We start from the raw sequence: 16,891 nt of genomic DNA on the forward strand, positions 1-16,891 counted from the left end.
CGCTTTACCACCTGTTGCTTGAAAAAACTTCTACTTCTGCTTCTTTGCCTGCCAGCGTTTTCCGAGGCGCAAACACTGCCCGATAGTTCTGCCACGGCCACCTCGCCGAAGTGGCAAGGCGGTATGCTCATCGGCCACGATTTGTTTCGCGTCACCAACCCCGAGCCGGGCTTTGTGGTAGGCCAGTACCAGATAATTCCGCGGCTTACTACCCCTTCGGCGGGTTTCCGGATTGGGTTTTGGGCGCGCCACAACTTTGGCGGCCCCGAGCGTCGCTGGTTTGTGCAGCCCGAGTTCACGTACTCGCGCAGCCAAAGCTGGCACCACATCAACAACACCGCCAAGCAGCCCTCGAACAATGATTTCTGGTCGATGTCATCGGCGCAGGATTGGCAGCGCCTGAACGTAGCCGTGCCCGTGGGTTACCGCCTAGGTAAGCGGCTGCGCGTGCTTGGTGGTGTTGCTTATGCCCTGCGCATCCCAACTGGCTACGAGCGGGCCGAGCAGGACTACGAAACCCGCATCGTGAGTAGCATTAACCGGAGCATGCGCCGGCAGGGCTTTGCCTTGCAAGCGGGCCTGGGCTACGATGTGGGCAGGGTGTTGCTGACTGCGCGCTACGAACGCGGGCTCACCAAAGCCGCTACCAAAATTAATCTGGATGGGCGGGAGTACAACTTCGTGCACTACGTGAGCCAGTTGAGCTTTGGAATGGCCCTGCGGCTGCTTCCGTTTAAGCCCTAATAGCAGCAAAAAAGCAGAAAAAACGCGCTGGGCTTGCAAATCCGCGGCTAGGCGTGTTACCTTTGCAACGGCGAATCAGTACGACCAGCTCCTGCTGAACTCCCCCAGGACCGGAAGGTAGCAAGGGTAGGTGGTTGAGCGGTGCGATACTGGTTCGCTTTTTTTTGTGCCTGCCCCAACTAGCCGAGGCGAAGGTTCGTTTCCTTCGCCGCCAACAAACGGTTAGCTTTGGGGCATCTTTTGTTTTAGGGCTTTAAGCTTTTTCGAATGAAGTTTTTCATTGATACCGCCAACCTGAAGGACATTCAGGAAGCTGTGGAGCTGGGCGTGCTCGACGGCGTTACTACCAACCCCTCGCTGATGGCAAAAGAAGGCATCGGCGGCCACGACAACGTAATGGCGCACTACAAGCGCATTTGCGAACTGGTAGACGGCGACGTTTCGGCGGAGGTAATTGGCACCACGTACGATGAGATTGTGCGCGAAGGCGAGGCCCTGGCTGAACTGCACCCCAACATTGTGGTGAAAGTGCCCATGATTCGGGAAGGGGTAAAGGCTATCAAGCACTTCTCCGAAAACGGCATCAAAACCAACTGCACGCTCATCTTCTCGGCAGGCCAAGCCTTGCTGGCTGCCAAAGCCGGTGCTACCTACGTGTCGCCTTTTGTAGGCCGCCTCGACGATATCGGGCACGATGGTTTGCAGCTGATCGAGCAGATCGTGAGCATCTTCGGTAACTACGGCTACCCTACGCAAGTGCTGGCTGCCTCGCTGCGCCACGTGCCGCACCTTATTCAGTGCGCCGAAATTGGTGCCGACGTGGTTACCTGCCCGCTTAATGTAATTACGGGCCTGCTGAACCACCCGCTTACCGACAAAGGCCTGGCTACCTTCCTGGCCGACCACAAACGCGTTAACGCTTAGTTATAGCTGAGTTCTGAATGCTGGATTCTGATTCGCGCTTCGTTTCCTAAACAATAAGCCTGCTTCAGAATTCAGCATTCATCATTCAGAACTCCGAAGGATGTACATTATCAAAGTCAAAGGCAAGGCCAAGATTCCGGATTACATTCAGCTACGCGACAACGATTTCGTGCTGATTGCCTATTTCCGCGCCGACCGCCCCCTGAAGGACCTGCACCGCTACGGCCTCGAAGGAAAGGAAACCGAGTTGGCGGCCTTAATCGAGCAACTCGAGTTCGGCAAGCTGCAGCCGCTGAATTTGTAACGCTGCTTGCCTAAGCGGTACACTCCGCCGCTCACCATTACTTTACAAGCCTGCCCTAGATAGCCGAATGCAGGCTGCCGGAATAGCCGCTTTTCATCGCCATGGACAACTCCGCCGTTATTGAGCTCCGCGACGCCTACATTATGCAGGACGTAAACACTGTGCTGCAAAACGTGTCGTTCGAGTTGGGCAAGGGCGAGTTTGCTTATTTGGTGGGCCGCACCGGTTCGGGCAAAAGCTCGTTGCTGAAAACTCTGTACGCCGACTTGCCGCTGCACGAAGGCATGGGCACGGTGGTAGGGTATACGTTGCGTAACCTTGCTCCCGAAAAAGTGCCTTACCTGCGGCGGAAACTGGGCATTGTATTTCAGGACTTTCAGCTGCTCTACGACCGCACCGTGGCCCAGAACCTGCTATTTGTGCTGCAAGCCACCGGCTGGCGCGACAAGGCCAAAATGAAGCAGCGCGTGCAGGATGTGCTCATACGCGTAGGCCTCACGGGCGTAACCGGCAAAATGCCGCATCAGCTTTCGGGCGGCGAGCAGCAGCGCGTGGTAATTGCCCGCGCCCTGCTTAACGAGCCGATGCTGCTGCTGGCCGACGAGCCCACCGGTAACCTCGACCCCGACGTGACCGACGGCATTATGCGCTTGTTCATGGAAATCAACAACGCCGGCACGGCCGTGTTCATGGCCACCCACAACTACGAGCTGATTCGGCGTTACCCCAAGCGCGTTTTCCGCTGCGAAGAGGGCAAGCTGCGCGTTATCAGCAACGACGACCTACGCGTAAGCACCTGGCTCTAGCCGAGGCCGCCCCAGCCGCCTAGGTTTGTATTGTTGCCTTTTCTTCAGCCCCTTGCTACCATGCCTGGCCTGTCGGTACTCATACCGGTGTACAACTGCGATGTGCGGGCGCTGGTGCAAGCATTGGTAAGCCAAGCCGCCGCTTGGCCTGGCCCCGTGGAGCTGCTGTGCTTCGACGATGCCTCCGAAGAACCGTTTAGAAAGCTTAACCGCGAAGTTGCGGCCTTGCCTAGGGTGCGTTACCACGAGCTGCCGCACAACCTAGGGCGCTCGGCCATTCGCAACCGCTTAGCCGCCGAAGCTGTCCACCCGTGGCTTTTGTTGCTCGACAACAACGTGCGCATTACAAGCCCCGAGTTTTTGGCGCGGTATGCTGCCGCGCTGCTCCAAGTTCCGGTAATTGTGGGCGGCTCGGTGTACTCCGAAACACCGCCCGCCGACGTGCGCCAGCACCTGCGCTGGCACTATGGGCGCACTCGCGAAGCCCGTCCGGCCACGGAGCGGCAGCAGGCACCCTACGCGCAGTTCAACCTGAAGAATGTGCTGATTAGCGCGGCCGTGTTCCGGCAATTTCCGCTTGATGAAACCCTGACCCAATACGGCCATGAGGACACCAAGCTAGGTTGGGAGCTGCACCAACACGCGGTGCCCGTGTACCACATGAATAACCCCGTTGAGCACGCCGCGCTTGAGCCAGCCGAGGTGTTTCTGCAGAAAAGCCAAGCGGCGGTGTACAACCTGCTGCAGCTCTACCAAGCCCATGGTCTAGGTGCCGAAACCAAGCTGCTGGCTACGGGTTTGCGGCTGCGACGCCTAGGGCTGGCAGGTGTGGCTTTGCGTGCCCTCAGACAAGCCGAACCGTGGCTGACGCGCAAGGCACAGCAGGCAAATCCCAGCTTGCGAAGCTTCGACTTGCTCAAACTTTTATGGCTGCTGCAAGCGTGGGAGCCAAACTCTGAAAACAAAAAGCCGGCCTAGGTAAGGCCGGCTTTTTCATGCAATAGGCAATGGGGTAGTAGCTTAATCGTTGTCGGTGTTTTTCACTTCCGATTTCACTTCCTTGTAGGCGCCCTTCACGGCACCGCCTACCTTCTGACCAACGTTCTTGGCGCCTTGGCCAGCGTCTTTGCCAGTTTCGGCGGCGTCCTTGCCTACTTCTTTAGCATCGGAGCCAGCATTGCGAGCCGATTGCTCGAGGCGTACGCCCGAACCTTTGGCCGCGGCTTCTTCGCGGTTGCCGGTGGCCAGATCGGCGCCCTGCGATACGCGGGTTTCGGCTTTGTCGTACGATTTAAAGGCGGCGTATTTCACCTTCTCCTTGGCAATTTCGGCTTTGTCGCTGCCGCTCACGTCGCCTTTGATCTGTTCGTACTTCTGGTCGAGGGCGCGCCACTCAGCGTTAATGTTACGCCAGTCGTTGATGTCGTAACGGTCTTCGTTTTGCTTCACCATCTGCACGAAGTCTTCGTAGGTCTGGCGGGCATTGGTGGCCGTAAGGTTAGCAGCAGGGTTGCTGGGCTTGTAGTACTTGCCCATGGTGCCGGCGGCCGATGAGGTGTTCATGGAGCTGCTGCCCGAAGCCGAGCTGCCGCCGGTGGTCGTGTTCATGGCTACCGCGCCGCGGTTGCGATACGCTTCTTCGCGACGCGTGTAGGCCGTGGTGTAGCGGGTTTTTAGCTGCTCGTACTCGGTTTTGCGGTTGTCATCCCAAGTGGCCATGTCGGCCTCAGCAGCGGCCACTCGGCTGTCGTAGTCGCTTTTGAGCTGGGTCGTTTCTTCGTTGAACTCAGCCTCCGTCATTTCGCCAATGTTTTCGGCACGGGCTTCGGTGTTGGCTACAAACGATTTGAAATCGTTGTAGGCATCGTTGGTAGCGGCAGCCGTTTCGTTAGCAGTTTCCTGGCGTTCGGCGCGGTTGCAGCTAGCTTGGCTGAAGGCAATACCCCCGCCCAGCAACAGCAGGGCTAGGGCGTGTGTGGAAATGGTTTTCTTAAACATGATGGTCAGGAGTTTGGTGGGAAGGAAGCCACCTGCGGCAGCGGCTATCTTGGCCCGCTTAACGCAGGGCATACATAGTAGGTTACGCATGTTTAGTAGCCAGGATGCCTGATTTCACCGATTTTCGTTGCGTCAATCCAGCTTAAAAACTACTGCGGGGCTATATTTCGGTTTTCCTGCCCTGTTTTGCCCCCTTCCTTGCCTACCGTAGTTCCTGCTTCGCCTATTCGCCTGCTCGATTTACCAGCGCAGCATGCCCCTCTGCAGGCCGAGTTCGACGCTTCCCTGCAACGCGTTATGCAAGCCGGTGATTTTATTCAGGGAGCAGAGGTGCAACGGTTTGCCGACGAGCTTGGCGCCTTCCTTGGCGGCGCGCATGCGGTTCCTTGCGCCAACGGTACCGATGCCTTGCAGCTGGCCCTGATGAGCCTGAACCTGCAACCCGGCGACGAAGTGCTGGTACCGGCGTTTACCTACGTTGCTACCGCCGAAGCCGTGGCGGTGCTGGGCCTAAAACCCGTGTTGGTCGATGTGCGCCCCGATACCTTTACGCTCGACCCAGTTGCCGCGGCCACTGCTATTACCCTCCGCACCCGCGCCATTATGGCCGTGCACCTCTACGGCCAATGCGCCGACCTTACCGCATTGCAGCAACTCTGCAGGCAGCACGGCCTCGCCTTAATCGAGGACAACGCGCAAGCCATCGGAGCTACCTGGCAACTGCCAGATGGTGGGCACGTAGCAGCCGGCACGGTTGGGGAGGTAGGTACCACTTCTTTCTTTCCCTCCAAAAACCTAGGTGCTATGGGCGACGGCGGCGCCATGCTCACCCGCGACGCCTCCAGGGCTGCGCAGCTCCACGAGCTTGCCAACCATGGCCAGCGCCGCGGGCAGAAGTACGTGCACCACCGCATCGGGCTTAACTCGCGCCTCGATACCCTCCAAGCTGCCTTGCTGCGCACCAAGCTGCCACACCTAGGAAGCTGGACGGCCGCCCGCCAGCACATAGCCGCTCAGTACGACGCTGCCTTAGGTGGCCTGACACGCTTACACATACCCGCTCGGCAGCCGGGCAGCACCCACGTATTTCACCAGTACACCATTACGCTTGCTAACCAAACCGAGCGCGATGCACTGCAGCAATACCTGCAGCAACACGGTGTGCCCTCGGTGGTGTACTACCCCACGCCCCTTCATTTGCAACCTGCTTATCAGTACCTAGGGCATCGACCGGGCGAGTTTGCGGTGGCCGAGCACCTGTGTGCCACGGTGCTTTCGTTGCCCATTCATCCGGTTATGCCACCCGAGCAGGTTCGCTACGTTGGGGAGGTAGTCCAAACTTGGGCACGAGGGTAGGGGCTACTGGCACTGTTTTTTCTTGCGTCCGTACAAGTCGTCATCAACCCGATTACCTACGCTCATGACCCGCTCCTTTCTTGGCCTGCTGGCGGGCCTTACGGCACTAGCCGGCCTTACCACCGCTGCTATCAACAAACCCCACCAAGGCTTCAATATTTTTTCCGTCGATCAGGACATTGCCCTGGGGGCGCAGGTGGCTCGTCAAACCGACTCGCTCTACCAAGCCAAGGGCCAGCTGCTCGCGCGCGGCAGCAACGCCCGCGCTTACCAACTGCTCGATGGCGTGGTGAAACGCGTGCTCGACAATGGCAACATCAAGTACCGCAACCAGTTCGTTTGGGACGTCAAGATCATCAAGGACGACCAGATGCAGAACGCGTTTGCCACGCCCGGAGGCCACATCTACGTGTTCACGGGCCTGATTAAATTCCTCGACAACGAAAGCCAGCTGGCCGGTGTGCTTGGCCACGAAATTGCCCACGCCGACCGCCGCCACAGCACCCAGCTGTTGCAGCGCCAGTACGGTATCAGCCTGCTCATGGGCGTGGTACTGGGTAAAAACCCCAACATGCTCGCGCAAATTGCCTCGGGCCTGGGCCAATTGAAATTCAGCCGCACTTTTGAGCAAGAGGCCGATAAGTACTCCACCGTTTACCTGAACGGCACGCGCTACTACGCCTGCGACGGAGCGGCGGGCTTCTTCATCAAAGCCGAAAAGCAGGGCGGCGGCCGTTCGCCCGAGTTCCTGAGCACGCACCCCAACCCCGGTTCGCGCGTTACGAGCATCCAAAACAGTGCCCGCCAGTTGGGCTGCACCGGCCGCTCGGTTGGCAATGGCAACTTCGAAGAGCTCAAGCGTATTCTCTAAGCATTGACAGCCTAGGTATGTAAAAGCTCCGCTGCTTACCTGCAGCGGAGCTTTTTTTATTGGTTACGATATGGTTAACACGGCCGCAACGAAGCTGCTTTTTTCGGAGCTTGCGGCGTGTTTTCTGCAAGTACCTCTGCTACCGAATCGGGCGCGGCTGCGTCGTCGGTTGTTCGTTTTGTAATTTGTGGGGTTGGCCACATTGGCAGGCGCCACGCCACGCTGGTGGCGCGCAACCCAGCGGCGCGTTTAGTAGCGCTTATCGATACAAACCCCGCGTTGCAGGTGGAGTTTCCGGGGGTGCCCTTTTTCACCTCGCTCGATGAGTACCTAGGTAACGGCCCCGCGGCTGATGTGCTAACGGTAGCCACGCCCAATTACCTACACGCCGAGCAAGCCATTCGGGGGCTGCGCCACGCGCTGCACGTAGTGGTAGAGAAGCCCATGGCCCTGCGCCGTACCGATGCTGAGGCCATTGTGCAAGCGGCGCAGCATACCAATCGGCTAGTGTTTGGGGTGATGCAGAACCGTTATTCGCCGCCCGCTGCCTGGCTAAAGCAGGTGTACGACGAAGGCCACTTAGGACAGATTTACCTGGTGCAAATCAACTGTTTCTGGAACCGCGACGCACGCTACTACCGCCCCGGTAGCTGGCACGGCACGCGCGCCCACGATGGCGGCACCCTGTTTACGCAGTTCAGTCACTTCGTCGATTTGCTCTACTGGGTTTTTGGCGACGTTACCAACCTAGCAGCCCGTTTCCGCGACTTCAACCACCACGATTTGACCGAGTTCGAGGATTCGGGCTTGATTACGTTCGACTTGGTACGAGGCGGCAGCGGCACCTTGCAATACAGCACGAGTGTGTGGGACCGTAACTTCGAAAGCTCCATTACGGTAGTAGCCGAGCACGGCAGCCTGCGCATTGCCGGCCAGTACATGGATCAGGTGGAGTACTGCCACATCCGCAACTATCAGCTGCCCGAGTTAGCCCGCACCAACCCCGCCAACGATTACGGCACTTACCAAGGCAGCGCCGCCAACCACGTGCACCTTATCGAGAACGTGATTGACACGTTGCAACTGCGTACCGTAGCCACCACCAATGCCCAAGAAGGGCTAAAGGTGGTGGAGATTATCGAACGGATTTACAGCCTTAAATAAGGCTTACTGCACAAACGTAACGCGCCGAATCAGGCCGTTTTCAACCTCGTAAATGGCCACCGCTTCCAACACTTGCCCGTTGGGCAAGCCCGTAACACGCTCGTGGTCTATTACTTTATTGCCCAGTACTGTACGATGCACAATCTGGCAATTCAGATCGGGCGTTTGGGCAAAAAACTGGCTGTAGCCTTCGCGCAGCTTGGCTATGCCTTTGGAGCGCAGCGTGGCCGGAAAGGTGAGCAACTCTACCTGCTCGTGGTATGTGGCCGCAAAGGCCTCGAGGTTGCGGGCGTTATACGCATCGAGCTGTTGCTGCACCACCTGCTCAGCTGCTGAAACTGGAGCAGCTGGTTGTAGAGCAGGCTGCGGCGCTGCGGTGGTGGGCGCAGTAGGTTGGGCAGGCTTTTTAACAGGAGCCGACTGCTTGGAAGGGCGTTGCTGGGCATGCACGGCCGGAGCGCCTAATAACATCAACAAGCAGAGGAAAACAGGTTTCATGAAGCGGTGAGTAAGGTGTAGTATTCTGCAATAGCGGCTCGCTAATAAACGGCTTAATAAATTAACTTTTGACCGCGATGCCCTGGTGCGCACTTGCTCGCAGCATCGGAACACGGCTTCTTCCTCGCTAACCTTGCCAGTGCCATGACTCCCGACGAACAGCAAGCTTACCAAGAATTGCGGGCTTGGCAGCAGCGCATGCAGCGGCCGCCGTCGGCGATGAGCCGCTTTGCTCGCCACGTGCAAACCCGCCTGAATGGCCTGCTGCCCGAGCGTGTACACCAGGCCCTTACCACCGCCATTAAGCAAATGGTGCGCGGGGTACTGTTCGGCTCGATGCACACCACGCGCCAGCCACTGCAACAGGCAACTTTGGCCCAGCGCGAAGCAGCCGTTCGCATCCGCATCAAGTACTACCGCAACACCGCCGCGGCCGAAGGCGCTGTTACCGGGGCTGGCGGTTTTTTGCTGGGCCTTGCCGATTTTCCGCTGCTGCTGGGCATCAAGCTCAAGCTGCTTTTCGATGTTGCCGCGCTTTACGGCCACAACGTGCACGATTACACCGAGCGCCTGTACCTGCTGCACGTATTTCAGTTGGCCTTCAGCAGCCAGCAAACCCGCAACGAGGTGTACCAGCGTTTGGCTAATTGGGATGCATACCGCCAAACCTTACCCACCGATGTGCAGGCCTTCGACTGGCGCACGTTTCAGCAGGAGTACCGCGACTACATCGATTTAGCCAAGCTGGCACAGCTGCTGCCTATAGTTGGCGCGGCGGTGGGGCTGGTAGCCAATTACCGCCTGCTCGAGCAACTCGGCGACACGGCCATGAACTGCTACCGTATGCGCATGCTGCCGGCCTCCTAGGTGCCCCAACGGGCACCCAAGCGTTGGTGTTTGCACAATCAGCCATTTGCGGGCTACCTTTGCGGTATCAATTCTTTACTCTGAAGGATTGTTTTTATACAGAGGCGTGGAGAGACAGGCTCTACGAAGCGCCGGCAACCCTCCGGATCATCCGGAACGGTGCCAATTCCTGACCATATAAAAACAAGTAGCTGTGGGCTTTACCTGCCACTTTCCCGCTTCTAGCTTCCATTGTGCACCTGCACACCGCCCGTTTGCCCGCTCTGCTTCGGCTGCGCAATTGCCAACGCGCGCCTGTTGCTGTTGTTGTTGAGGCTAGTTGGCGCAGCAGTGCTGAGCCACTAAGATAATGCCGCGCCTGAAGCCGACTGCTCGGGCCACCTACGCGCATTACTTCCTAGGCTACGCCCGTCCTGGCGCCTAACTCCTGTGCTAACCATTTCTTTTCTGGCTGCTGCAAGCCTGCCCAAGCTCTGGTGCTGAAGGGTGGTGTGCGCGGCGCCTCATTTTCGTTCGCACGCGTTGAAGCGCGTGCAACAAGCTGATTATGCTAAAAAAATCACTGGAGCTGCTGCGGCAAGAGGCCGCAGAGAGCGGCTCGCACACGCTTAAGCGTAGCCTAGGTCCGCTCAACCTTATTGCTATCGGGGTAGGGGTAATTATTGGGGCAGGCTTGTTCTCCCTTACCGGCATTGCTGCCGCCAACCACACAGGTCCGGCCGTTACGCTGTCGTTTGTAGTGGCCGCTGTGGGCTGTGCTTTCTCGGCCTTGTGCTATGCCGAGTTTGCCTCCATGGTGCCGGTGGCCGGCTCGGCTTACACCTATTCCTACGCCACCATGGGCGAGCTGTTTGCCTGGATTATTGGTTGGGATTTGGTGCTGGAGTACTCCGTGGGCGCTGCCACGGTAGCTATCAGCTGGTCGCAATACCTAGGTAAGTTTCTGAGCAAATACGGCATTCATTTGCCGCCGCAGCTGATGATGTCGCCGTGGGAAACGGCTACCCAAGCAGATGGCAGCACGGTAAGCGGGCTAATTAACCTGCCGGCCGTGCTGGTGGTGTTGGCCATTACGGCCATTATCGTACGCGGCACGCAAGGTTCGGCGTGGTTCAATGCCATCGTGGTAGCCCTCAAGGTGTCGGTGGTGCTAGTGTTTATTGCCTTGGGTTGGCAATACATCGATCCGGCCAACTACCAGCCTTACATCCCGGCCAATACGGGCACCTTCGGCGAGTTTGGCTGGAGCGGCATTTTGCGCGGTGCAGGCGTGGTGTTCTTCGTGTTCATCGGCTTTGATATCGTAGCTACCATGGCACAAGAAGCCAAGAACCCGCAGCGTAACATGCCCATCGGCATTATTGGCTCGCTGCTGGTGTGCACGGTGCTATTCGTGCTGTTTGGCTACGTAATGACGGGCCTCGCCAACTATACCGAGTTCAAGAACAGTGCTGCCCCAGTGGCCATTGCCATCGAAAAAACGCCCTACGGCTGGCTGAGCACGGCCATCATCGGCGCTATTCTCATCGGCTACACGTCCGTAATTTTGGTCGATTTGCTGGGCCAGAGCCGCGTGTTTTTCTCCATGTCGCGCGATGGGCTCCTGCCGAAGGTATTTGCCCAGGTGCACCCCAAATTCCAAACGCCGCTTAAGTCGAATCTGCTGCTCGGCTTGTTCATCAGCCTGTTTGCCGGCTTTGTTCCGATACACGTGGTGGGGGAAATGTGCAGCATTGGTACGCTGCTGGCTTTTGTGATGGTGTGCGTGGGCGTCCTCATCATGCGCAAGCGCGAGCCCAACGCCCCGCGGGCTTTCCGCACGCCTTGGGTGCCCGTGGTGCCGATATTGGGCATTGTTACCTGTTTGGTGATGATGTTCTCGCTGCCAGGCGACACCTGGCTCCGACTATTTGCCTGGTTGGCAATTGGCTTGGTTATCTACTTTGCATACGGCAAAAAGAACAGCAAGCTGGGCCAAGGCCAGTTGGTGAAAACGGCCGTAGAGCCGGCCGGCAACACGGTTGCCTAGGCTGGCCCAGGCCCTGGCTACCTAGTACGTTTCTATCAATTTGCACCGGGCCCGCGGCAGTGCCGCGGGCCCGATTTGCTTTTGCGTGTATTTTGTGGCCTTATATTCTTAACCCAATGGAACACATATATCCGCAAGAACCCTACATGATGGCCGCGCCCGCCACTCCGCGCCGCCCCAAGAAAGCCTATCCGACCTACGCCGAAAGCTGGGGGGCGCTTGGCTGGTTTTTGCTTGCCTCCATCGTAATGGGCATTCCGCTACTGGTACTACCGCAGTGGTTGCCCCAAGCCCAAGCCGAAACCTACGGTATTGCCATTGGCTCATTTGCTACAGCCGTAGTTGTGTGGTTTTTAATCAAGCTTGAGGGCCCGAAACGCATTGTGCCGGCTAGTTGGAGTGGGCAACACGATAACGCTAGGTTGTACGCGATTATAGCCGTGGCAACGTTGGCACTGCTGTACGTGCGGATACCCATTCATTGGCTGAATCTGCCCTCTTGGTCGTTGCCCGATATGCTGCTGAAGCTGATGGCACAGCCCGCTCTAGGTTTTGTGGTACTGTGCGTATTGGCGCCCGTGTTCGAGGAGTGGTTGTTCAGGGGAATACTGCTGCCGGGCCTGATGCGCAACTACGGGCCTACCAAGGCCATTCTGCAAACCAGCCTGTTGTTCGGTATCATCCACCTCAACCCAGCGCAGTCGTTGTCGGCGGCGTTGTTGGGCGTGTTTTTAGGCTGGCTGTATTACCGTACCGGCTCGCTCCGGGCCTGCATTCTGGTACACGCCGTAAACAACTTCGTAGCCTGGGTGGGCCTGTTTATGATTCGGACCGACAAAGATGCCATAGCCCAAATGACGAAGTACGAGGCGCCCAGCTGGCCCTTGGCTGCAGCAGCATTAGTTGGCGCGGTGGTGCTGGTGTTGATCATACGCTACCTGCAGCGCCTAACCAAGCCTTCTGAGGATTACGCTATTGTCGAAGCCAGCCCTGTTGCTGAAACCGCGCGGTAAATTCAGCGCCTGCGCTTAAGCGACTACTCACAATCCTGGGCCGGACGAAGCTATGCTTTGCTCCGGCCCAGGATTGTGAGTAGCAAGGGCGTTGCCTCTGGCACTGCCTGTGTTGCCAGCACCAAGCCCCCGTATACTGCAGTAAGGGCTGCCGAGCGCACGAACATCGTTAGCCACACGGAGGGGAACGTGGGCACCAGCCAACCTACCAGGCCCGCCAGGGCAGCAATGCCCAGCAGCAGCGGTATGCGCTTATCGAAGGGCTGCAGCCGGTAGCTGTGCCATACAAACCACGTGCGCGCCACGTTGATGAGCACCAGAGCCAGCGAGGTAGCCGCTGCCGAACCACCCAACCCGTAGCGCGGAATCAGCACAAGGTTGAGCAGCACGGTAAGCACTGCCAACGAGGCATTGAAGATGAGGTCGTAGCGGTAGCGCGGTGAGGTTACCACAATCAGCGCGTTTACGCCGGTAATGCCATCAAACAGGCGGCCTAGCAGCAGCAGCAGCACGGCCGTAGCCCCGGCTGCGTACTCTGGTTTCATCAGGGAGTAAATAAAATCGAGGTTGAGGCCAATGCCCAGCGCCAGGTAGCAGCCCAGCACGGTGTTGAGGCGCGTGGTGCTGCGGTAAAACTCGGCCATGCGCCCTAGGTCGTGCTGCTTCCAGTAGTCGGCCAGCAGCGGAAAGGCAATCTTGTAGAGCGAGCGAAACGGAATGGTTAGCGCCGTGCTGATAAAAAACGCGACCGAGTAGACCCCCGCGGCTCCTAGGTTAAGCTTCGAGCCAACCATTAGGGCATCAATGGAGCTGATGACAGTGCCTGAAATGTTCGAGAGGAGGGCAAAGCCGCTAAAGCCCAGTAACTCACCTAGGGGCCGTACTTGCAGCACTTCGCGCTGCGGGCGCAAATGCAACTCGCCGATAAAGGCCAAGTAAGCCGTGAGTAGCAGGGCAATGCCGCTGTTCAGGCCGATATACAGCAGCACAAACTGATGAAAGTTTAAGTAGCCGGCATCGAACGCCAATGCTGCTCCTGCCACCAGCACCCGCAGTAGCACCTCCTGCACTACTGAGGAAAAGGCAGTGTGGTACAGGGCTTTCAGGTAAGCATCCTGTAGGGAATAGAGCAGCGTAAACAACGCCAGTACCACGCCCCATTGGTAGTAAGGGCCAAGCAGAGCTGCGTCAGAAGAATACTGCTCCATTACCAAGGGCTTGCCCCCTAGGTAGAGCACCGTCATCAGGGCAAAGCCCAGCAAGGGCAAACCCAGCAAGAAAGGCAGAAACCCGTGGTGACCGGCTTCGCGGTTGCGGAAGTAGGGAAAGAACCGGATGCCCATGCTCGCAAAGCCCACTGCCGACAACTGTGCGTAGATGGTGGCAACGGAGATGAGCACCCGGGTGAGCCCAAGTTGCTCGTCTTCGAGGATGCGGGGCAACACGAAAACCGTGTTGACGAACCCCAGCCCCAGGCCGATATAGGAGATAGCAGTGTTGCGCAGCCCTTGGCGCTGGACGATGCCCAAAATCAGTGCGGAGTTGACAGGTGGCGAAAGTCAGGCCGACGTAGGGGCAAACCGGGTCAGCACATCGGACCCTACCACAAACGCGGCATGACGGCTGCGAAGGTAGCGCACCAACGCGTGGAACTGCCTAGGCCCGTTGAGCTGATTGCGCCGCGAAAAATTTTCGTTGTGCCACAGCAGCGTAAATACCCCGCCAAAATGCTCAATCTCGGCCAGCATGGGCCGCACGGCTGGCAGGATGTCGTCGGGGCCAAGCTGCAGGTAGTTGGGGTGGTGCAAGGTGGCATCCATCAGATTCAGTGGGATTTCCAAGAACCCATGGCAGCCGCCTGTGGCAAAGTTGTGCGGCCAGAACGGCAGGCAGTAGCTGTGCCGAAAGCCAAAGTGCTCGGCAAAACCCAGGGTGGTATCAAACTGCACGCCTACCTCGTCGAGCACGGCGGGCGTGCGCTGCGGCTCCCAGCTGAGGTAATGAAAGCGGTTGCCCCGGATAGGAGGTGGCAGCTGCTCGATTTCGCGCTGCAGCGCCTCGGGGCTGGCGCTGGTGCCAATGCTGCCATGCACCCCAATTTCGGCGCCGCCCGAGCGCAGCCGCTGCAAGCAGCGCTGGTAGCGGGGGTGGCGCACATCGTAATCGGCATTGGGTGTGCCGTTGGGGGCGGGCTTGGCGTTGCCCAGCATGAAGAACGTGGAAGTTTGGCCGTGCACGGCAACTTCGCGCTGCACCGTGTCAAGATTATCCCAGGCATCGCGCCCACCTAGGCGGCGCGTAAGCAGCGACATAAACGTGCCTACCTTACCGGCTTTGAGGGCTTTTTTTCCTTCGGCCTTCCAACCACTGCGGCAGTTATCTACGTCGTGGGTTATCCAGCAGGCAAACGGGGCTTGGTGTGGCCAGGGCCGCCGAGGCAGAGTATAACCCAGTACATGCTCCACAGCCGTTCGCAGCAAATCGAAATAATAATTAACCACCGGCACCGCCACAAAACCGTAGCGGAGTTGCACGCTAGCCCGGTATGGAAAGCGCCCGTGGTGGTCGCGCTCCGGCGAAAAATATTCCTGCCAACCGCTGAGCAGGTAAAACGCATTGGCTACCACATCGGCGTGGATGGTGGCGCGGCCCGGCGCCAGCGTAAGCAACTCGGCAGCGAGCTTCGGCTGAAAGAAGAACGGCAGCTTACGCCCGGCCCACTCGCGCCACACGGGTTCGGGAGGGTAGGGCGTGGCCTGCCCAAAGAAGCCCGTTTGTTGCGCTACTACCTGAACGGCGGCCTCGGGGTACAGTCCACCGTAGCCAATCGGCAGCGGCTCGGCATCGTAGGCCGACCAGAAATGCCGCAGCACATAGGCCAGCATGTTTTGCTGGCTCTCGCGTGCGGCAACGGGCTGCGTAGGCAGTGGTGAGGTAGCGGTTGGCATTGGACCTAAAGTAATGGCTTTGCCCTAGGTATGCCAGTGTTGAGCTTGCACGTGGGGTGCTTAAATTGCAGCTAGTGAGTTGGTTGACTTAGCCAAAAATTGAGTTGTTGCAAGGCCAACTCTTGGCTGCGGCCTTCGTGCGGGGTACCTAGGGTAGCGCAGTAATACGCGGCACGCTGGTAGTGCTCGAGCGGTTTGTGCTGGGCGTAGCGCTTTAGCAACTCGCCTAATTCGGGTAGGTTGTGGGCCCGCTCCACCAAGCCTTGGGCAGCATATCCGTAGTAATCGTCGGCTACGCCGTGGTTGCTGAAACGGTAGTACAGGCTGGCGAGGTTGAGCAAGGTAGCCTCGAGGTGCGTAGAGGTGTCGGCGGCAATAAGCGCATCGTGCTGCTGCAGAAACTCAAACACCGACTCCTGCCGCGCGTCGGAAAATTGCAGTTGTGGAAAGCGTTGGCGCAACTCGGCAAAGCTGCGCGCATCGCTGGGGTGAGCCCGGAAGGTGAAGCTGAGGTGCGGAAAGTTAGCGAGTAAGTACACTACGGCGGCCAGCAGCCCATCGGTATCGTCGAGGGTATTGGCCGCAATGGCTACGCGCTGCACCCTAGGGTGTTGGTTGCGCTGCCGGATAAAGGCATCGGCCTTGGGCATGCCTACCAGTTGTACTTGGCCCCGCACCGGTCCGCATTGGCGGTATTTATCCAGCGCGTCCTGTCCTTCGAGCAAGCTTAGGTCGAAGCCCAGGGGCGGAAAGTTGGTGCTGACACTGGCATGCTGCACGTAGGCCGTGGGTATGCCTTCGGCTACGCAGGCCAGTAGTAAAGCGCGGGCATCGTCGTTGTGGTCGTTGGCAAAAACCACCGCTTTGGGTTGATAATGCCGCAAGGCACGGCGGTACACCTCGTAGTAGCCAACGGCGTTAAAGATCAAGTCGAAAAAACGCCACGCCCTAGGTCCTTCGGTGCGCCACAAACCCAGCAGTACCTCGGGTAGCTGCCAGTAGTACAACAACTTGCGGCGCAACGAAAGGCGGTTTACCTGCTGGTTGTAGCGGCCAATTTGCTTGGCTTGGCCGGCTACCAGTACTGCGTCGGGGCGCTGCTCCCGAATGAAGCGCAGCGAGTCGTAGTTGTTTTGGCTGACGACGTACAGCCAGACGGCGCCACGCAACTGCTCGGGGTTCCGGATTGGCCGAAACACGTTACCTACCAGCCGCACGGCCGCGTAGCCCAGTACTTTAACCAATCGCTTTAGGGGGTTGGCCGGCGAGATAGACGCGAGGGTTGTGGCCGGTAGCGAGGCAAACAGCGGCGTAAAACGCAGCTGCAGCGTATCGCGCAAGCGAGCAACGCGGTTGGTAGGCGGCCAAA

Annotated in this window: 16 protein-coding genes, 1 other RNA gene and 1 riboswitch; of the genes, 12 read left to right on the top strand and 5 right to left on the bottom strand. The window is 58.4% G+C overall.

Features of this window, described 5'->3' with window-relative positions; all coding sequences use genetic code 11:
* The first annotated feature begins 18 nt into the window (after positions 1-18).
* From ASU33_RS11560 to ASU33_RS11580, 6 genes are all read left to right on the top strand, one after another.
* On the top strand, positions 19-744 hold the full coding sequence (locus ASU33_RS11560) for an outer membrane beta-barrel protein (RefSeq protein ID WP_059071004.1): 726 nt from the start codon (positions 19-21) through the stop codon (positions 742-744).
* A 67-nt stretch (positions 745-811) separates the two neighbouring features.
* Positions 812-908: signal recognition particle sRNA small type (ffs, locus tag ASU33_RS21005), an RNA gene on the top strand.
* Positions 909-1,011: 103 nt separating this feature from the next.
* A complete protein-coding gene (fsa, locus tag ASU33_RS11565) occupies positions 1,012-1,668 on the top strand; it encodes a fructose-6-phosphate aldolase (RefSeq protein ID WP_059071005.1) in 657 nt (218 codons plus the stop codon).
* Between the two features lie 100 nt (positions 1,669-1,768).
* Positions 1,769-1,972, top strand: coding sequence for a hypothetical protein (locus ASU33_RS11570; RefSeq protein WP_059071006.1), 204 nt, complete (start codon positions 1,769-1,771; stop codon positions 1,970-1,972).
* A gap of 101 nt (positions 1,973-2,073) precedes the next feature.
* Positions 2,074-2,778 carry a cell division ATP-binding protein FtsE gene (locus ASU33_RS11575; RefSeq protein WP_059071007.1) on the top strand — a complete coding sequence of 235 codons (705 nt, stop codon included), beginning with the start codon at positions 2,074-2,076 and terminating at the stop codon, positions 2,776-2,778.
* A 60-nt stretch (positions 2,779-2,838) separates the two neighbouring features.
* A complete protein-coding gene (locus tag ASU33_RS11580; RefSeq protein ID WP_059071008.1) occupies positions 2,839-3,756 on the top strand; it encodes a glycosyltransferase family 2 protein in 918 nt (305 codons plus the stop codon).
* A 42-nt stretch (positions 3,757-3,798) separates the two neighbouring features.
* Here the strand turns inward: ASU33_RS11580 and ASU33_RS11585 are convergent, their stop codons facing one another.
* Complete coding sequence (locus ASU33_RS11585; RefSeq protein WP_149867174.1) at positions 3,799-4,776, bottom strand: DUF6565 domain-containing protein; 978 nt, start codon at positions 4,774-4,776, stop codon at positions 3,799-3,801.
* A gap of 198 nt (positions 4,777-4,974) precedes the next feature.
* On the opposite strand from ASU33_RS11585, the gene ASU33_RS11590 reads away from it, so the two are divergent.
* From ASU33_RS11590 to ASU33_RS11600, 3 genes are all read left to right on the top strand, one after another.
* Complete coding sequence (locus ASU33_RS11590; protein WP_286130505.1) at positions 4,975-6,132, top strand: DegT/DnrJ/EryC1/StrS family aminotransferase; 1,158 nt, start codon at positions 4,975-4,977, stop codon at positions 6,130-6,132.
* A gap of 64 nt (positions 6,133-6,196) precedes the next feature.
* Positions 6,197-7,003, top strand: a complete 807-nt coding sequence (locus tag ASU33_RS11595) for a M48 family metalloprotease (RefSeq protein ID WP_059071010.1) — start codon at positions 6,197-6,199, stop codon at positions 7,001-7,003.
* A 117-nt stretch (positions 7,004-7,120) separates the two neighbouring features.
* Positions 7,121-8,167 carry a Gfo/Idh/MocA family protein gene (locus tag ASU33_RS11600; protein WP_173664840.1) on the top strand — a complete coding sequence of 349 codons (1,047 nt, stop codon included), beginning with the start codon at positions 7,121-7,123 and terminating at the stop codon, positions 8,165-8,167.
* Between the two features lie 3 nt (positions 8,168-8,170).
* On the opposite strand, the gene ASU33_RS21010 is transcribed toward ASU33_RS11600, so the two are convergent.
* Positions 8,171-8,665, bottom strand: a complete 495-nt coding sequence (locus tag ASU33_RS21010) for a nuclear transport factor 2 family protein (protein ID WP_078063075.1) — start codon at positions 8,663-8,665, stop codon at positions 8,171-8,173.
* Positions 8,666-8,809: 144 nt separating this feature from the next.
* Between ASU33_RS21010 and ASU33_RS11610 the strand changes: the two genes are divergently transcribed.
* From ASU33_RS11610 to ASU33_RS11620, 3 genes are all read left to right on the top strand, one after another.
* Entirely contained in the window at positions 8,810-9,532 is a 723-nt protein-coding gene (locus ASU33_RS11610; RefSeq protein ID WP_059071012.1) for an EcsC family protein, read from the top strand.
* A gap of 91 nt (positions 9,533-9,623) precedes the next feature.
* Positions 9,624-9,716: riboswitch (SAM riboswitch) on the top strand.
* Positions 9,717-10,079: 363 nt separating this feature from the next.
* Positions 10,080-11,561 carry an amino acid permease gene (locus ASU33_RS11615; protein WP_059071013.1) on the top strand — a complete coding sequence of 494 codons (1,482 nt, stop codon included), beginning with the start codon at positions 10,080-10,082 and terminating at the stop codon, positions 11,559-11,561.
* Positions 11,562-11,677: 116 nt separating this feature from the next.
* A complete protein-coding gene (locus ASU33_RS11620) occupies positions 11,678-12,574 on the top strand; it encodes a CPBP family intramembrane glutamic endopeptidase (protein WP_078063076.1) in 897 nt (298 codons plus the stop codon).
* A 50-nt stretch (positions 12,575-12,624) separates the two neighbouring features.
* Here the strand turns inward: ASU33_RS11620 and ASU33_RS11625 are convergent, their stop codons facing one another.
* The 3 genes from ASU33_RS11625 to ASU33_RS11635 form a co-directional block, all read right to left on the bottom strand.
* Complete coding sequence (locus ASU33_RS11625; protein WP_059071015.1) at positions 12,625-14,103, bottom strand: lipopolysaccharide biosynthesis protein; 1,479 nt, start codon at positions 14,101-14,103, stop codon at positions 12,625-12,627.
* A gap of 30 nt (positions 14,104-14,133) precedes the next feature.
* Positions 14,134-15,522 (bottom strand): DUF7033 domain-containing protein, encoded by a 1,389-nt coding sequence (locus ASU33_RS11630; protein WP_059071016.1) that lies wholly within the window; start codon positions 15,520-15,522, stop codon positions 14,134-14,136.
* A 71-nt stretch (positions 15,523-15,593) separates the two neighbouring features.
* On the bottom strand, positions 15,594-16,862 hold the full coding sequence (locus ASU33_RS11635) for a glycosyltransferase family protein (RefSeq protein ID WP_286130509.1): 1,269 nt from the start codon (positions 16,860-16,862) through the stop codon (positions 15,594-15,596).
* Between the last annotated feature and the right edge of the window lie 29 nt (positions 16,863-16,891).

The sequence above is a fragment of the Solirubrum puertoriconensis genome, from assembly GCF_001483135.1.
Classification (GTDB): Bacteria; Bacteroidota; Bacteroidia; order Cytophagales; family Hymenobacteraceae; genus Solirubrum; species Solirubrum puertoriconensis.

Bases quoted from the DNA above. Each gene is read 5' to 3' on its own strand.
- fsa (WP_059071005.1), top strand. From the start codon at position 1,012: ATGAAGTTTTTCATTGATACCGCCAACCTGAAGGACATTCAGGAAGCT.
- ASU33_RS11570 (WP_059071006.1), top strand. From the start codon at position 1,769: ATGTACATTATCAAAGTCAAAGGCAAGGCCAAGATTCCGGATTACATT.
- ASU33_RS11575 (WP_059071007.1), top strand. From the start codon at position 2,074: ATGGACAACTCCGCCGTTATTGAGCTCCGCGACGCCTACATTATGCAG.
- ASU33_RS11580 (WP_059071008.1), top strand. From the start codon at position 2,839: ATGCCTGGCCTGTCGGTACTCATACCGGTGTACAACTGCGATGTGCGG.
- ASU33_RS11585 (WP_149867174.1), bottom strand. From the start codon at position 4,776: ATGTTTAAGAAAACCATTTCCACACACGCCCTAGCCCTGCTGTTGCTG.
- ASU33_RS11595 (WP_059071010.1), top strand. From the start codon at position 6,197: ATGACCCGCTCCTTTCTTGGCCTGCTGGCGGGCCTTACGGCACTAGCC.
- ASU33_RS21010 (WP_078063075.1), bottom strand. From the start codon at position 8,665: ATGAAACCTGTTTTCCTCTGCTTGTTGATGTTATTAGGCGCTCCGGCC.
- ASU33_RS11610 (WP_059071012.1), top strand. From the start codon at position 8,810: ATGACTCCCGACGAACAGCAAGCTTACCAAGAATTGCGGGCTTGGCAG.
- ASU33_RS11615 (WP_059071013.1), top strand. From the start codon at position 10,080: ATGCTAAAAAAATCACTGGAGCTGCTGCGGCAAGAGGCCGCAGAGAGC.
- ASU33_RS11620 (WP_078063076.1), top strand. From the start codon at position 11,678: ATGGAACACATATATCCGCAAGAACCCTACATGATGGCCGCGCCCGCC.
- ASU33_RS11630 (WP_059071016.1), bottom strand. From the start codon at position 15,522: ATGCCAACCGCTACCTCACCACTGCCTACGCAGCCCGTTGCCGCACGC.